The sequence below is a fragment of the Nitrosopumilus sp. S4 genome, assembly GCF_054515835.1.
Genome location: NZ_CM137258.1, coordinates 1,239,522 through 1,254,517, shown reverse-complemented (window position 1 = coordinate 1,254,517; position 14,996 = coordinate 1,239,522). Strand labels below are relative to the sequence as shown.

Below are 14,996 nucleotides of genomic sequence, written 5' to 3'. Positions count from 1 at the left end.
TATATGGTTGAGCCTAAAAAATTACTTTTTGTATGCGTAGAGAATGCAGGCAGAAGTCAAATGGCAGAAGCATTCCTTAGAAAATTTGCTCCTGGACTTCAAGTAATCAGTGCTGGAACCAAACCCAATGCTGAGCTTAACACAATTGTTGTGCAGGTAATGAGTGAGATTGGAATTGATATGATTGATCAAAAACCAAAAGAGTTGACAAATCAAATGATAAAAGAATCAATTACTGTCAACATGGGATGCATGGATAAGACATCATGCCCTGCATTATTTGTTAAAGATGTGATAGATTGGAATATTCCAGATCCTAAAGACAAAAACATTGAAGAAGTTAGAAAAATCCGAGATCAAATAAAATCTCAAGTCATTCAACTCTTAGATTCTATTCAGGATAAATAATAATGACATATTCAAATTTGCAAATTTTTACTGTAGAATTGATTGGGACATTTATTCTTGTAATTTTTGCAACGGGTTCGATAGTATATGATGCAGAAGTTTTTGATGGCCAACTGGGAATCCCGTTTGCTGCACTTGCTCCCTTTATTGCATTACTAATTGGAGTCTATTCATTTGGGAAAATATCTTTGGCTCATTTTAATCCTGCAGTAACTATTGGTTATTACATTACAGGACATATTTCAAAAATTCAGATAGTATATTATTTTGCAGCTGAAATTATTGGTGCCCTATTGGGTTCACTGTTTGTTTTATTATTTATTGGTGATAAAGCAAATCTTGGAGCAAATACTCCTAATTATGATCATTCAATATTTTTAATATTTCCTGTTGAAGTATTGGCCTCTGCGATGCTAATGGGTGTAATTTTTTATGTTGTTTATACAAAAGGATTGAAAGGATTTAGCGGTGTAGCAATTGGTGGAATTGTTGGACTTGATATTTTATTTTTGGCTTTTATTTCTGGGGCATCGATGAATCCGGCAAGAGCACTAGCCCCTGCGCTATTGTCTGGAGCATTGGGTGATTTGTGGCTATATTGGAGTGCACCATTTGTTGGTACAATAATTATGGCATTTCTCTTTCGGAGTAAATTCCAAGCCCAGAGAACCTCAAATTACGAATAATAATGACCCATATTCAGAGTTGATGTTGCCTAATTCCAAAAAATTATTCAATATTGCCAAAAATGTAATTCCTTCAGGAGTTAATAGCCCTGTAAGATATTTTGAGCCATATCCATTTTTTACAAAAAAAGCAAATGGTGCATACATTTGGGATGAGGACAATAATAGATACATTGATTTCTGCAATGGTTATGGTGCTTTACTATTAGGACATAGAAGAAAAGAGATTGTTGATTCTGTAAAAAATCAACTCAATAAAGGAACTCTCTACTGTACTCCAACTGAATCTGAAATTGAATTATCAAAACTAATCATTAGAAATTTTCCATCAATTGACAAAGTCCGACTAGTAAATACTGGTGGAGAAGCTACAATGACTGCAATTAGACTGGCACGTGGTTTTACAAAAAAGAAAAAGATCATAAAGTTTGAAGGATGCTACCACGGCGCACATGATTCTGTATTGGTGAAAGCAGGATCTGGCTCAGCTCATAATGGAATTTCCGTATCTGATGGTGGGTTAGATGAAGTCTCAAAAAATACTCTTGTTGCACAGTATAACGATATAGAAGATTTTCAAAAGATAATTCGTAAAAATAAAGACATTGCTGGAGTTATTGTAGAGCCCATATTAGCTAACATGGGATTGATTTTACCAGAAAAGAATTTTCTCTATGATTTGAGAAAAATTACAAAAGAAAATAACATCCCATTGATTTTCGATGAGGTCGTTACAGGATTCCGTGTGGCACCTGGTGGGGCACAAGAGCATTTTGGAATAAAACCTGATATTACTACAATGGCTAAAGCATTAAGCAATGGCTTTACAATTTCTGCAGTGGGTGGAAGAAAAGACATAATGGATTTACTATCTCCTGCAGGTAAAGTCTATCAGGCTAGTACCTTTGCAGGAAATCCAATCTCTGTTAGTGCTGCAATTAGTTCTATTAAGACAATTAACAAAATCAAAAATAAACTATATTCAAAACTAGAGAGATTCAATTTGTTACTTAGTACATCCCTTGATGATATGGCAACCGACATGGGAATTGCCCACCAAATCAATTTCACTGCATCTATGTTTCAGATCTTCTTTACCAATAAACCTGTGATTGATTTCAAATCCTCAAAAAATGCCGATGCAAAAAAGTTTCAAAAAATGTTCAAAACATTACTAAAGCATGGTATATTCATTGCACCGTCCCAATTTGAGGTGGTTTTTCTCTCTGATGCTCACACTGAAAATGATTTAAACAAAACACTTGATGCATATCATGCTGCATTCAAATCGGTGAAGAATTGAAGTATGTAGTAGGTGCACGTGGTAGTCAATTATCAGTTGCACAAACAAACTGGGTAATTTCAGAATTAAAAAAAGTAAATCCTGATTCTGAATTTGAAATTAAAACCATCACAACAAAGGGCGATACTGATGCACGACCACTCTTTACAATAGATCAAAAAGGAATCTTTGAAAAAGAGATTGATAAAGCAGTATCTCAAAATGAAATTGATTTTGCAGTTCACAGTCTCAAGGATGTTCCATCACAAATAGATGAGAGATTATTTTTAGCATGTATTCCAAAACGAGAAGTAGTCAATGATGTCTTTATCTCAACAGATAATTCAACACTTGATACTATAAAACCCGGATCAATTATAGGAACCAGCTCACTTAGACGCGCTGTACAAATTTCTAGAATTAGATCTGATGTTAAAGTAAAACCAATTCGTGGAAATATTGAGACAAGGATTAGAAAAATTAATGGTGAAAATTATGATGCAGTTGTTCTTGCACAGGCTGGAATATCTCGATTGGGATTGGATACAAAATATTCTCCACTATCAACTGATGATTTTTCTCCCTCTCCAGGACAAGGTGCTATTGCTATTATCGCACGAAAAAATGATTCTCAAACAGTATCCATGCTAAAATCAATTGAAGATACTAATTCTAGACTTGAGATAGAGGCAGAACGGGCTTTATCTGATTTTGTTGACTCTGGTTGCAGGTTTCCTGTTGGAGCATATGCCAAATCAAATGGAACGGAAATGACACTTGATGTGAAAGCATTCTCAGTTGATGGAAAAAAATCATTACATGTGAAAAAATCTGGTGATATAACAAATCCTCAATTTATTGGGAAAAGTGCAGGAGAAGAACTTGTTAAGCAAGGAGTAAATGATCTTGCATTAAATTGGAGAGAAAAAGTAGAGGAGTGGAATAATTTATGACTGGAAAAGTGTATCTTGTTGGAGCAGGACCTGGAGATAGTAAATTAATTACTTTGCGAGCAGTAGAATTACTCCAAAAGGCTGATGTTGTTTTGTATGATAGATTGGTAAGCAAAAAAATTATCTCAATGATTCCAAAGTCTGCAGAAAAAATCTATGTGGGTAGAGCAGTAGGTGATGATACTACTCATCAAAACTCTACAAATGATTTGATGGTAAAATATGCAAAATCTAGAAAAAATATTGTCCGACTAAAAGGTGGTGATCCAATTATCTTTGGACGTGGTGGCGAAGAAGCAGAATTTCTAAAAGAAAACAAAGTAAAATATGAAATTGTCCCTGGAATTACTTCAGGAATTGGTTCTGCAACTTATGCTGGAATTCCTCTTACTCATAGAAAATTTGCATCTTCTGTTGTCTTTGTAACAGGACATGAGGATCCTGATAAGAAGACTGAAGTTGTAAAATGGAAAAGACTAGCAAAATCAGTGGACACTATAGTGATTATGATGGGGCTATCTCGAATTGATGTTATTTGTAAGCAACTCATTTCTGGAGGTATGGATAAAAATACACCTGTAGCTGTGATTCAGAATGGTACCACTCCTAAACAGAAAATGATCAAAGGAACTGTTTCTAATATTGCAAAAATGATCAAAGAACATAAAATCACTCCTCCTACAAATATCATAATTGGTAAGGTAGTTGATTTATCTGACATTATAGGATGGAAATAGAAATGCTGGATGGAAAAACTATAGCAATTACTCGCTCACAAGATGATGCCTCAGAGTTCATAGAACTTGCAAACCAAAACCATGCAACACCAATTGCATTACCCACAATTGAGTTAGTTAGTAAGGGTGAAAAAATTGTCGATGAATTTTTAGAAGCAATTCAAAACTATGATCCTGATTACTCTATCTTTATGAGCTCAAAGGCAGTCAAACTATTATTTGATACTGCACGAAAAGTCGGAAAACTGGAGAAATTACAATTGGCAGTTGCAAACACCAATGTGATGTCAGTTGGCCCCAAGACTACTATTGCCTTAGAGCAAGAGGGCATCAAAGTAAATCATCAACCAACAACTTTTTCATCCGTAGGTGTTGGTGAAGAATTTACACAACTCAATGCAGTAGGAAAAAAAGTAATTGTTCCACGTAGTGGTGCATCAACCCCATTTCTTAAGGAATTACTTAACAAGATTGGAATTGATGTTATGGAGATTCATCTCTATGATGTTTGCTCATTTAGAGACACAACTCAATGGAATGGATTCAGGGAATTATTCTCACAAAACAAAATTGATGGTGTGATATTTACTAGTGCATCATCAGTTAGAGGATTTTTTGATATTATGTCAAAAGATTATGATGAGAATTCTTTGCTTGAGCATCTAGCAAATCTATCTGTGGTATCAATTGGACCATTTACCTCGGACGAACTAAAAAAATTCAATGTCAAAAATACTATTGCAGAGGTTCATACTGTTGCAGGCGCATTTGATGCAATAAAAAATATCTTAACTGCTTGATTTGTTCTAGATGTGTAGAATTTAGCTCAACCTATTTAGCTGTGCCTATTTTTCCTCATGTATTTATAATATAACGGGGTTATGACGTGCATGGCCACAGAAAATCTTGACATGGATTATTCAAAATATGATTTTAAAGACTCTACAGAACTCTATGTTCACCTAAGTAAGAAAGGACTCTCAAAAGAGACAGTAATTAGCATTAGCAAAATGAAAAATGAGCCTCAATGGATGCTTGATTTCAGATTAAGATCATTTGAGATCTTTATGAAAAAACCAATGCCAACTTGGGGTGGAGATCTTAGTACTATAGATTTTCAAAATATTTACTATTATGCAAAAGCATCTGATAAAGTAGAGAAGAACTGGGATGACGTTCCAGATAATGTCAAAAAAACATTTGACAAACTTGGAATTCCAGAAGCAGAAAAGAAATTCTTAGCTGGTGTCGGTGCACAATACGAATCTGAAGTTGTGTATCACAGTCTAAGAGAAGACTTGGCAAAACAAGGGGTTCTCTTTTTAGATACTGACGCTGCATTACATGAACATCCAGAAATCTTCAAGAAATATTTCGGTAAAATTATTCCTCCAGAGGATAACAAATTTGCAGCACTAAACAGCGCAGTTTGGAGTGGTGGTTCATTTATCTACATCCCACCAGGTGTCAAAGTTGACATGCCTCTACAAGCATACTTTAGAATTAATGCTGAAAACATTGGACAATTTGAAAGAACTCTAATCATTGCTGATGAAGGTTCTGAAGTTCATTACATTGAAGGATGTACAGCTCCCGTTTATTCTTCTGAGTCCTTGCACTCAGCAGTTGTTGAGCTTGTTGCACACAAAGATGCAAAATTGCGTTACACAACAATCCAGAATTGGAGTAGTGATGTCTATAATCTCGTTACAAAACGTGCTTATGCATATGAAGGTGCAACCGTTGAATGGATTGATGGAAACATTGGAAGTAAACTTACAATGAAATATCCTGGAATCTATTTGATGGGTGAGAGAGCATATGGTGAAACACTATCTATTGCCTTTGCAGGCAAAGGTCAGCACCAAGATACAGGTGCAAAAATGGTTCATCTTGCACCAAATACCACATCCAAAATTACATCAAAGTCTGTTAGCAGACTAGATGGACGTTCAACTTACAGGGGATTACTCAATGTTGCTAAAGGTGCTACAAATGTTAAAGCCACTGTGAGATGTGATGCATTACTATTAGATGATACATCAAAAACTGATACTTATCCATACATGGAAATCAACCAAGAAGACGCAACAATTACTCACGAAGCAACAGTTGGAAAAATTGGTGATGAACAAATCTTCTATTTGATGACAAGAGGATTCACTGAGGAAGAAGCATTATCGTTAATTGTTAATGGCTTTATGGAACCATTCACCAAAGAACTCCCAATGGAATATGCAGTTGAACTAAACAGACTCATCAAACTAGAAATGGATGACTCTGTGGGATAGTCTCCCTCGCTTCATTTTGAATTACCATGTCTCAAGAAACTTTATCAAAACTTAACTCAAGTCACATTGATGAAATCTCCTCATCACACAATGAGCCTGATTGGCTAAAAGATTATAGAAAAAACTCTCTCTCAATTTATTCCAGTCTTCCAATTGAAATGTCTCCTCTATACAACAAGTATACTGATGCAAAGAAGATGGATCCTGAGAAAGTATCTTTGTCAAACTCTACTGCTGAAACAATACCAAGCTTTCTTGAAAAAAGACTATCAGAATTACAAAATGAAATCTGTATTATCCAAATTGGAACAAACATTCACAGAATTAATCTTCCCGATGATCTAAAATCAAAAGGACTTGTAATATCTTCAATATCTGATGCAATCAAAAATAATTCAGAACTTGTTAAAAAAGCACTAGAAACATCAAATTCTAAAGATGATAAATTTACAGCACTAAACAATGCAGCCTTTAACTCAGGTGTATTTATTCACATTCCGCGCAACATGATATTAGATAAAGCAATTCACTTTTTGACCTGTCTATCTGAGGATGGCCACTCTACAATATCTAGAAATGTGATTTTTGCCGATGAGAGCAGTAAAGCAATAATTGTACAAGAAATGTATTCTCCAAAGATTCAAACTCAACAAGCATATCTTGAATTACTAAACACCACTCTTGGAGCAAATGCACAACTAGATGTTACGACTCTACAGATGATGGATCAAAACGCTGTAAACTTTTCAACTCGTAGAACCGATTTGGGACAAGATGCCAAAGTTAATTGGTATTCTGGTTTGTTTGGCTCCATGCTATCTAGATACAAGATAGACTATTTTCTAAATGGTTCAGGTGCATCAACTAATGATTCAGAAGTGATATTTGGAAATAATGAACAGTCCTTTGATATTCAAACCAATGTTAATCACGAAAGTCCATCTACTGAAGCTAGAGTAGTTGAGAAATCCATATTGAGAAATAAATCAAAATCTCTTTTCAAGGGTATGATTAGAATTAAAGAACATGCTGCAAAATCAAATTCCTTTTTGTCTGGTCGTTCCATTTTACTAGATAAAGATGCAAAATCTGATGCAATTCCAGGACTGGAGATCTTTACAAATGATGTAAAGGCAACTCACTCTGCATCAGTTGCACAAATTGATGAAGAACAAATATTCTATCTTAAAACTAGGTGTCTAAGCCATGAAGAGGCAGAGAGAACAATTGTTGAGGGATTCTTAGAGCCCCTATCAAGAAAGATGTCATTTCAAGTTAGAGCATGGATTGCTTATCTAATTGAGTCTAAATGGGATAACAAAGAACTTACAATAAACACCGATGAAGAATTAGCAAAGTTTGTTGAAATTGAAGAGACAAGATATAACGAAGACTCTGAAATCGAGCAGCACTACAAGTATAGGTGATTTTTTTGTCTGAATGGATAAAGGCTTGCAAATTAGAGCAGGTAAAGGAAGGTCAGCTTTTTGGATTTACTCATGATGATAAAAAAATACTATTGGCAAATCAAAATGGAAAAATTCATGCAACAGATTTGATTTGCACACATGCTGATGCTGATTTATCTACTGGAATTCTCAGTGAAGAAGGTGTTAGATGTCCATTACATCTCTCTGTTTTCAACTTAGAGAATGGGGAACCACAAAATCTTCCTGCTGAAGTTGCACTCAAAGTATACAATGTTAAAATAGACGACAACGAAATTTACGTGGAGGTTTAAAGATATGCAAAGCCAACAATCAATTTTTGAAAATTTACGAAAAGATTTTCCTATATTGTTGAGAACTGTTAGAGATAACAAACCCCTAGTATATCTTGATAATGCATCAACTACTCAAAAACCAAATCAGGTTATTGATTCTATTACTGATTACTATCAAAACCATAATGCTAACATTCACAGAGCAGTCTATGCTTTAGCTGAAGAAGCAACAGAAGCCTATGAGGAGACTCGTGACAAAATTGCAAAATTTATCAACATAAAAGATCGTCAAGAGATTATCTTTGTTAGGGGCACAACTGAAGCAATTAATTTAGTTGCATATGCATGGGGAAGAGCTCATATCAAAGAAGGCGACATTATCGTAACTACAGAGTACGAACATCATAGCAATATTGTTCCATGGCAACTTCTCACCCAAGAAAAACATGCAAAACTAGAATACATTGGAATGGACGATGATGGAGAATTAATTCTAGATGATCTTGATAAATTACTTGCAACAGAAAAAGTAAAACTTGTAACTTTTAGTTTGATGTCTAATGTTTTGGGAACAATTACTGATGCTCAAAAGATCATTGAGAAATGCAAGGCAGCAGGAGTTTTGACACTAATTGATGGTGCACAAGCAGTTCCTCACATGAAAGTTGATATTGAAAAATTAGGCTGTGACTTTTTTGCATTTTCAGGTCATAAGATGCTAGGTCCTACAGGAATTGGTGTTTTGTGGGTTAAAAAATCTGTTTTAGAAACCATGAATCCATTTCATGGTGGTGGTGATATGATTAGAGAGGTTCACAAGTACGAGACAACATGGAATGATTTGCCATACAAATTTGAAGCAGGAACTCCAAATATTGCCGACGTTGTTGGATTAGGGGCTGCAATTGATTATCTAACAAAGATTGGAATGGATAACATAAGAGAACATGAGATTGAATTGACAAAATATGCAATTGAAAAACTCTCACAAGTAAAAGGGCTTCACATCTATGGAACCAAAGACATTTCAAAACGCGGAGGTGTGATCTCATTTAATTTTGCTGATGTCCATCCGCATGATGTTGCACAAATCATTGATGAAGAAGGAATTGCAGTCAGATCTGGTCATCATTGTGCACAAGTACTAATGGAGCGATTAAATGTTGCAGCCACATCACGGGCAAGCTTTTACATTTACAACAATCATGCAGATGTGGATGCACTGATGAATTCATTAAATACTGTTGCAAGGTTGTTTAAACTATGAGTAGCAATGCCGATATCTATCATGAGATGATAGTTGATTATTCAAGAAATCCAATTAACTATGGAAAAATTGAAGATCATGACGTAACATTTCATGATTCAAATCCATTGTGCGGAGATAGCATTGACATCGATATGAAAATTGATGATAACAAAGTTAGTGATATAAAATTTCACGGAAAAGGTTGTGCTATTTGCATGGCCTGCTCATCAGTACTTACTGAAATTACAAAAGGCAAAAGTCTTGATGAAGTTAGAAAAATTGAGAAAAATGACGTTCTAAGTGAATTAGGACTAGAACATCTCCAGGCAGTTCGAATAAAATGTGCCTTACTATCATTGAAGGTCTTAAAGTCTGCTCTTTACACATACCTTGGAGAGCATCTAAAAGATTCTCCGGATATGGATAAACTAAAAGAAGAGGCAGCCAATCTGTATTAGCATGAGTGATTTTACTCCTGCAACTCCTGTTGAACTTCAAATTAGAAAAATAATTTTCGAGAAATTTAATGATGTAGATGATAAATTTACCAATGATGAGATTTTTGAAATAATCAAAAAAAATGGTGATATTGATCCCTCTTGGATAATTGATGATACTGAATCATTCTTTACAAAAATCTGTGATTCGGGTTTGGCAAGAAACATCGCACAAAATTTTACTACGATTTGGATGAAGCTATTTGATTCTGTAGAAAAACTTCACTGCAATTCTTGCAACAATGATGTCTATCTTGGAGTATCTGAGGATAGAATATGTCCTAATCCTTCTTGCAATTCTTCTATTTAGAACGATATTTTATTGCAGCATCTTCAAGAGCTTTAATCATTGGTAATTTTTCTCCCGTAAGATACAATACCAAAGCTCCTCCTGCAGTGCTGACATGATCAATCTTGTCAGCTAATCCTTGTTGTTTTAATGCTGTAGTTAAATGACCTCCACTAACTATTGTCGTGGCCATTGAATTTGCAACTGCATTTAACAGCTCTTTTGTTCCGTACCTGAATCTTTCTTTTTCAAAAAATCCTGCTGGTCCACTAAAAAATACAGTTCCTGCTCCGGAAATTAATTTTGAATAATATTCTACAGTTTTAGGACCTAAATCGTAAATTTTATCACCTTTTCCCATCTCTCTTACGTCCATCTCTATTCTCTCCCCATCTTTGTCAATAGCAATATCTACAGGAGTTGCAAAGACATCAGGATATTCGCCAATTAATGCATGTGCTTTTGCAACTACTTCCTCTTCTCGTTTAATTCCTAAAGGTGATTTTATTCTGGCTTGCGCTCTCATGAACACATTTCCAATTAATCCCGTAAGCAAAACATGATCTGCCCTGCCGTTTTGAATTAGCTGTTTTATCGCCTCTAGCCTGTCTATTACTTTGGAGCCTCCAAGGACAATCACATGTGGTGCCTTGGCCACAGTCATTATTTCATCTAGATTTCTAACTTCTCGCTCTACAATTCTTCCTGCACATGCAGGAAGCACTTGGGCAAATCCAACAATTGATGGGTGTGATCTATGTGCACTTGGAAAAGAATCCAAAACTACAAGATCAAATAATTTGGCTAATCTGGTTACCATGATTGTTTTAGCTGCGTTTTCTGGTTTGAATTCATAATTTTCTTCAGCACATAATCTTAGATTATCTAATAGTAGAATATCTCCATCTTGTAAATTCTTAATTGCATTTTGTGCAGCTTCACCAATTGTGTCTTCGACATATTTTATTTTTTTATTCATAAGTTTTTCAAGAACTTTTGCATGTTTGTCCATCCCAGTGTAATCATTATTTCCAACCCTTCCTTGGTGAGATGCAACTACAACTTTGGCATCTTTGAGAGATTGTAATGTCTCAATTGCTTCTTCGATTCTTTTTGTACCTGAAATTTCTAACGTATCTGGATCAATTGGACAATTCATATCTACTCTCAAAAAAACAGTTTTACCTTTTAGATCAAAATCATCTAATGTGAGTACTTTCACGACTTTTCTATTATGCACTTGGTTAAATTCTTTGAGCCGATCAGAATTATTTTCCCCAACTGTGTTTCTAGATAATGAGATGCAATTCCAAAACTTATGTATTGTTAAAAATTAAAAATTACTTGAGGTTTAGTTAATTGCAAAATTGGATTTTTGATATTAGGTCACGTCCCTTTGTTTTACTTACAATTTTATTTCTAATTCTAACTGTATTTGTTTACTATGGTATAACTGAGAGTTTTGACCAAAGTGTAATAGGGTATTTTTCTCAAAATGTAGGGGATACTTCACTTGACCTCTTTATGCAGTATGTTACTGAAAGTGGTGAGGCTCTTTGGATGTTGGGATTTGGAATTTTGATGTTAATCATTCCAAAAACTAGAAGGATAGGAATTACGCTGATGATTTTGATTGTACTCTCTACACTTCTAACTGGATATATCAAATGTGGAATAGATAGAGAAAGGCCTGATTTTGAGTATGAAGGTGCGCCATTCCCAGTTCCAATTAGCAAGGATACGTTTGCTTTGTTTTGTGAGGGTGGTTATGATGCATCTTTCCCATCTGGGCATGCTGCAAGGTCTATGATATTTGCAATAATCCTAGGCTATGCCTTATCTGAGCGATTTCCACGTGGCGCATATTTGATGTTCTTGTATCCTGTTATGATATCCATTAGCAGAATCTATGTCTTACAACACTATCCAATGGATGTGATTGGTGGGGCAGTAATTGGTGTCATGCTTGCAGGTGTATTGGCAAAGAGAACAAAATTATACAAATTTTTTGAAAAATCAAAATCCTAAATCTGAAACTGCTTTACTACTAATCAAAACTATTGCATAATGATCATCATCATGGTGATATGTCCAATACCTGATATCTCTAGTTTCATTTTTTTGTTTTAATCCATATGTTACACCTGTAGTTACTGTATATCCAATTCTTTTTGCAATTTTTGATTCTTTTGGCATCAAAACTCTGAATCCTTCTTTCCTGTCTTGGAATCCTGATCTTACCATGTCTTCAACTGCGTCTGCAGCATCTTTTTCATCTTTTAGATCATATGTTTTTGAAATTGGCAAATCTTTTGGATGAAATTCCATTCTGAATCAAATCTTTGTACTAATATTTTTTAAAAAATGTTTTTTGCGATCAAAGTTAGTTAATTTTCTTAACTGGTAAGTCAAATCATGATTATATTAACAACTTAACCGAGTCATATGCTTTGATTTGATTATTGGCATCATTAGAAAAATTAGTAGTTAAACTACGCCAAAAGAAACAAGAAGCAACAAAGCTTAGAAAAAAGGCTGAACAGCAACTCAAAGAGTTCCGTTCTGCAGAAAGACGATCTTTGTCATCATTAAATACAATTGATAAAAAAATTGAATCAGCTAAAGAAGATACATCTGATATTTTAGGGGTTCTCACTCAAAAAACTGCTCAAATAGAGAGTATTGAGAGATTGGTAAATGCTGCCCAAGAACGACTGGTTAGAGAAAAAGAGGCATTTGAGCAAGTTCAGCAAGAAATAGAATTTTCAGATAATCCTGAAGAAAAGCAGAATGCTGAGGCTAGATTACGCTCAATAAATGATCGTATTGAAGAGCTTAATTCTGAGATAAAAAACCGACAAAAAACTGCTAAGAAAATATCTGATGAGGTTGGAAAATATTCTGAAATCAAATCCAAGATTACATCAAAAATTCAAAAACAATCACAATCAAAACCATCCCTACGAGAAACTATGGCTTCTAGTAGAAAAGAAGCTGCAAAACTTGTAAAGGAATTGGAAAGACGCACCAAAGCAGAAGAATCTGCAAAAAATGCATTAGACAAAGTATCTTCAAAACTTCAGGAACTCTTAGCTAAAAGAAAAGCAGCTAAAAAGAGACCAGCAAAAAAGAAAACTGCAGCTAAAAAGAGACCAGCAAAAAAGAAAACTGCAGCTAAAAAGAGACCAGCAAAAAAGAAAACTGCAGCTAAAAAGAGACCAGCAAAAAAGAAAACTGCAGCTAAAAAGAGACCAGCAAAAAAGAAAACTGCAGCTAAAAAGAGACCAGCAAAAAAGAAAACTGCAGCTAAAAAGAGACCAGCAAAAAAGAAAACTGCAGCTAAAAAGAGACCAGCAAAAAAGAAAACTGCAGCTAAAAAGAGACCAGCAAAAAAGAAAAGAAGATAACTAAACTGCCTTGATTAATTGATATTAAAGTGGGCTTAAATCCTCTAAATTGTATTGAATAAACGCGGACCAATAATTACTATTATTGGATTGATAATGGTGGTTACGTCTCTATCCATAGCAATGGCTCTTGTTCCTTCAACTATGATGGATTCTAATTCTCTACAGGCCTCTTCGCTTTTTGAAGGGATGTTCAATGAAGTTTCAAATGAGATTCAAATCATGCCTGGTGAATCTGAATATGTCTCTTACAGCACACTCTCTTCAAACGTTCCATTACTTTGGGGAATTCAAATCAATGATTACCAATCTGATGATATGCTTTCAATAAAAATTTCCAATATTTTTGGAGATGAATATGGAGCATTCGTCCAAGACGGTCCGCTTCTTTTTGATATGTTAGAGATTACTCAGTCTGATACTTTGAATTTAGAAATTAAAAATATTGGTCCAAGAAGTGTTCACGTTGTAACGATGTTTTCTGAAGATCCTGAAAACTCTGCAATGTCTAATCCTAATTCTCCTATTGCAACTATGATATTGCCTCTTGCTATTTCTGGACTTTTTCTAATTTTAGGAATTATAGTTGTAATTGTAGGAGTTATTGTAACTTTAGTAGACTGGAAAAATAATCAAAATAATAAAAGAAATTATTGAGGATTGATCTCCATCTGACCAAATTTGCCTTTGGTTAGGGACACTTCTCCTTTAAACTCATTTGTATATCCATTAGTAATGACAACTCTATCTCCAACATTTACTGCCTTGATATCGTCACCCCATAATGTGAGTTTCATTTGGTCATCTTCAGTTTCACCGTTAGAAATTATTGCATCACAGACATCAACTGTTCCTCCACTTTTGAGATTTACAGTTCTTGGGTCTCCTTTGCTCTTTACTTCGGCGTCTACATTAACCCCACTTCGCATTTTTTTTGCTTGTGAAATTGGTATGAATTCTGCCATCTATTTTTGAAACAAATCTGCACGATTATAAGCTTTGTTAAAAAATCTTCAAAATCATGGATCAATTTTTCTCTTTACTTCAATAGCAATTGAAAAATATCGGACTATTCCATTTCTTTTTGCAGAGGTATCGAAGCCCGGTCAACCGAGAGGGACTCAAGATCTTCTAAATAGGAAATCCCTTCTCTCAGGAGTTCGTGGGTTCAAATCCCACCCTCTGCATTATTTAATACCCAAAATTGATTTGATCTAATTTCACAAATTATGCAACTAGAGCTTTAACTTTAGTTATAGAATGATTTGATATTTTTTTATGAACTTCGGCTATTTCAATTTCTTTAAAGGTAAGATTGCACCTAAAACACTTCCAAATAACCTCAGTCATAATTAAATATAAGTTCAAATTGCTTATAAAGATATTGCATGATTGATCCAATTTTTTACAAATCATGATCAATGTTTTGAAAATTATGTAATTTTTATAATTTTTTAGATCATTTTGAAATTTT

Annotated in this window: 19 protein-coding genes and 1 tRNA gene; 16 read left to right on the top strand and 4 right to left on the bottom strand. The window is 34.6% G+C overall.

Going from position 1 to position 14,996, the window contains the following annotated elements; genetic code table 11:
- Nucleotides 1-3 precede the first annotated feature (3 nt).
- The 12 genes from ACX119_RS07390 (at nt 4) to ACX119_RS07335 (ending at nt 10,136) form a co-directional block, all read left to right on the top strand.
- Nucleotides 4-408, top strand: coding sequence for an arsenate reductase ArsC (locus ACX119_RS07390; protein ID WP_459350639.1), 405 nt, complete (start codon nt 4-6; stop codon nt 406-408).
- Nucleotides 409-410: 2 nt separating this feature from the next.
- Nucleotides 411-1,094 carry an MIP/aquaporin family protein gene (locus ACX119_RS07385; protein ID WP_459350638.1) on the top strand — a complete coding sequence of 228 codons (684 nt, stop codon included), beginning with the start codon at nt 411-413 and terminating at the stop codon, nt 1,092-1,094.
- A gap of 22 nt (nt 1,095-1,116) precedes the next feature.
- Nucleotides 1,117-2,397, top strand: coding sequence for a glutamate-1-semialdehyde 2,1-aminomutase (hemL, locus tag ACX119_RS07380; RefSeq protein WP_459350637.1), 1,281 nt, complete (start codon nt 1,117-1,119; stop codon nt 2,395-2,397).
- Nucleotides 2,394-3,329, top strand: coding sequence for a hydroxymethylbilane synthase (gene hemC, locus ACX119_RS07375; protein ID WP_459350636.1), 936 nt, complete (start codon nt 2,394-2,396; stop codon nt 3,327-3,329). The genes hemL and hemC overlap by 4 nt, the downstream gene beginning before the upstream one ends.
- On the top strand, nt 3,326-4,066 hold the full coding sequence (cobA, locus tag ACX119_RS07370; protein WP_459350635.1) for a uroporphyrinogen-III C-methyltransferase: 741 nt from the start codon (nt 3,326-3,328) through the stop codon (nt 4,064-4,066). The genes hemC and cobA overlap by 4 nt, the downstream gene beginning before the upstream one ends.
- 2 nt (nt 4,067-4,068) lie before the next feature.
- Complete coding sequence (locus ACX119_RS07365) at nt 4,069-4,866, top strand: uroporphyrinogen-III synthase (RefSeq protein WP_459350634.1); 798 nt, start codon at nt 4,069-4,071, stop codon at nt 4,864-4,866.
- Nucleotides 4,867-4,956: 90 nt separating this feature from the next.
- Nucleotides 4,957-6,357, top strand: a complete 1,401-nt coding sequence (sufB, locus tag ACX119_RS07360; protein WP_459350633.1) for a Fe-S cluster assembly protein SufB — start codon at nt 4,957-4,959, stop codon at nt 6,355-6,357.
- Between the two features lie 26 nt (nt 6,358-6,383).
- Entirely contained in the window at nt 6,384-7,784 is a 1,401-nt protein-coding gene (gene sufD, locus ACX119_RS07355) for a Fe-S cluster assembly protein SufD (protein WP_459350632.1), read from the top strand.
- A gap of 5 nt (nt 7,785-7,789) precedes the next feature.
- The gene (locus ACX119_RS07350) at nt 7,790-8,098 is read left to right on the top strand and encodes a Rieske (2Fe-2S) protein (RefSeq protein ID WP_459350631.1); all 309 of its coding nucleotides are present in this window, start codon (nt 7,790-7,792) and stop codon (nt 8,096-8,098) included.
- 4 nt (nt 8,099-8,102) lie between these two features.
- Entirely contained in the window at nt 8,103-9,347 is a 1,245-nt protein-coding gene (locus ACX119_RS07345; RefSeq protein ID WP_459350630.1) for a cysteine desulfurase, read from the top strand.
- Entirely contained in the window at nt 9,344-9,787 is a 444-nt protein-coding gene (locus tag ACX119_RS07340; RefSeq protein ID WP_459350629.1) for an iron-sulfur cluster assembly scaffold protein, read from the top strand. The genes ACX119_RS07345 and ACX119_RS07340 overlap by 4 nt, the downstream gene beginning before the upstream one ends.
- 1 nt (nt 9,788) lies before the next feature.
- Complete coding sequence (locus tag ACX119_RS07335; RefSeq protein WP_459350628.1) at nt 9,789-10,136, top strand: hypothetical protein; 348 nt, start codon at nt 9,789-9,791, stop codon at nt 10,134-10,136.
- On the opposite strand, the gene ACX119_RS07330 is transcribed toward ACX119_RS07335, so the two are convergent.
- Nucleotides 10,129-11,355 (bottom strand): phosphoglycerate kinase, encoded by a 1,227-nt coding sequence (locus tag ACX119_RS07330; RefSeq protein ID WP_459350627.1) that lies wholly within the window; start codon nt 11,353-11,355, stop codon nt 10,129-10,131. The two genes, ACX119_RS07335 and ACX119_RS07330, sit on opposite strands and share 8 nt — an antisense overlap.
- A 119-nt stretch (nt 11,356-11,474) precedes the next feature.
- Here ACX119_RS07330 and ACX119_RS07325 point away from each other — a divergent pair, with 119 nt between their 5' ends.
- Entirely contained in the window at nt 11,475-12,143 is a 669-nt protein-coding gene (locus ACX119_RS07325; protein ID WP_459350626.1) for a phosphatase PAP2 family protein, read from the top strand.
- On the opposite strand, the gene ACX119_RS07320 is transcribed toward ACX119_RS07325, so the two are convergent.
- Nucleotides 12,132-12,443, bottom strand: a complete 312-nt coding sequence (locus ACX119_RS07320) for a hypothetical protein (protein ID WP_459350625.1) — start codon at nt 12,441-12,443, stop codon at nt 12,132-12,134. The genes ACX119_RS07325 and ACX119_RS07320 overlap by 12 nt on opposite strands.
- A 134-nt stretch (nt 12,444-12,577) precedes the next feature.
- On the opposite strand from ACX119_RS07320, the gene ACX119_RS07315 reads away from it, so the two are divergent.
- Entirely contained in the window at nt 12,578-13,522 is a 945-nt protein-coding gene (locus tag ACX119_RS07315) for an ATPase V (RefSeq protein ID WP_459350624.1), read from the top strand.
- Nucleotides 13,523-13,576: 54 nt separating this feature from the next.
- The gene (locus ACX119_RS07310; RefSeq protein ID WP_459350623.1) at nt 13,577-14,179 is read left to right on the top strand and encodes a hypothetical protein; all 603 of its coding nucleotides are present in this window, start codon (nt 13,577-13,579) and stop codon (nt 14,177-14,179) included.
- On the opposite strand, the gene ACX119_RS07305 is transcribed toward ACX119_RS07310, so the two are convergent.
- Nucleotides 14,173-14,487, bottom strand: a complete 315-nt coding sequence (locus tag ACX119_RS07305) for a single stranded DNA-binding domain-containing protein (RefSeq protein WP_297591776.1) — start codon at nt 14,485-14,487, stop codon at nt 14,173-14,175. The two genes, ACX119_RS07310 and ACX119_RS07305, sit on opposite strands and share 7 nt — an antisense overlap.
- Before the next feature lie 121 nt (nt 14,488-14,608).
- On the opposite strand from ACX119_RS07305, the gene ACX119_RS07300 reads away from it, so the two are divergent.
- Nucleotides 14,609-14,709, top strand: a tRNA-Leu gene (locus tag ACX119_RS07300).
- Nucleotides 14,710-14,749: 40 nt separating this feature from the next.
- Here the strand turns inward: ACX119_RS07300 and ACX119_RS07295 are convergent.
- Entirely contained in the window at nt 14,750-14,872 is a 123-nt protein-coding gene (locus ACX119_RS07295; RefSeq protein WP_459350622.1) for a hypothetical protein, read from the bottom strand.
- Nucleotides 14,873-14,996: the final 124 nt, after the last annotated feature.

Excerpts from the sequence above, each read along its gene's own strand:
- ACX119_RS07390 (WP_459350639.1), top strand. The coding sequence starts at position 4 with ATGGTTGAGCCTAAAAAATTACTTTTTGTATGCGTAGAGAATGCAGGC.
- ACX119_RS07385 (WP_459350638.1), top strand. The coding sequence starts at position 411 with ATGACATATTCAAATTTGCAAATTTTTACTGTAGAATTGATTGGGACA.
- ACX119_RS07295 (WP_459350622.1), bottom strand. The coding sequence starts at position 14,872 with ATGACTGAGGTTATTTGGAAGTGTTTTAGGTGCAATCTTACCTTTAAA.
- ACX119_RS07365 (WP_459350634.1), top strand. The coding sequence starts at position 4,069 with ATGCTGGATGGAAAAACTATAGCAATTACTCGCTCACAAGATGATGCC.
- hemL (WP_459350637.1), top strand. The coding sequence starts at position 1,117 with ATGTTGCCTAATTCCAAAAAATTATTCAATATTGCCAAAAATGTAATT.
- ACX119_RS07320 (WP_459350625.1), bottom strand. The coding sequence starts at position 12,443 with ATGGAATTTCATCCAAAAGATTTGCCAATTTCAAAAACATATGATCTA.
- sufD (WP_459350632.1), top strand. The coding sequence starts at position 6,384 with ATGTCTCAAGAAACTTTATCAAAACTTAACTCAAGTCACATTGATGAA.
- ACX119_RS07340 (WP_459350629.1), top strand. The coding sequence starts at position 9,344 with ATGAGTAGCAATGCCGATATCTATCATGAGATGATAGTTGATTATTCA.
- ACX119_RS07305 (WP_297591776.1), bottom strand. The coding sequence starts at position 14,487 with ATGGCAGAATTCATACCAATTTCACAAGCAAAAAAAATGCGAAGTGGG.
- ACX119_RS07335 (WP_459350628.1), top strand. The coding sequence starts at position 9,789 with ATGAGTGATTTTACTCCTGCAACTCCTGTTGAACTTCAAATTAGAAAA.
- sufB (WP_459350633.1), top strand. The coding sequence starts at position 4,957 with ATGGCCACAGAAAATCTTGACATGGATTATTCAAAATATGATTTTAAA.
- cobA (WP_459350635.1), top strand. The coding sequence starts at position 3,326 with ATGACTGGAAAAGTGTATCTTGTTGGAGCAGGACCTGGAGATAGTAAA.
- ACX119_RS07345 (WP_459350630.1), top strand. The coding sequence starts at position 8,103 with ATGCAAAGCCAACAATCAATTTTTGAAAATTTACGAAAAGATTTTCCT.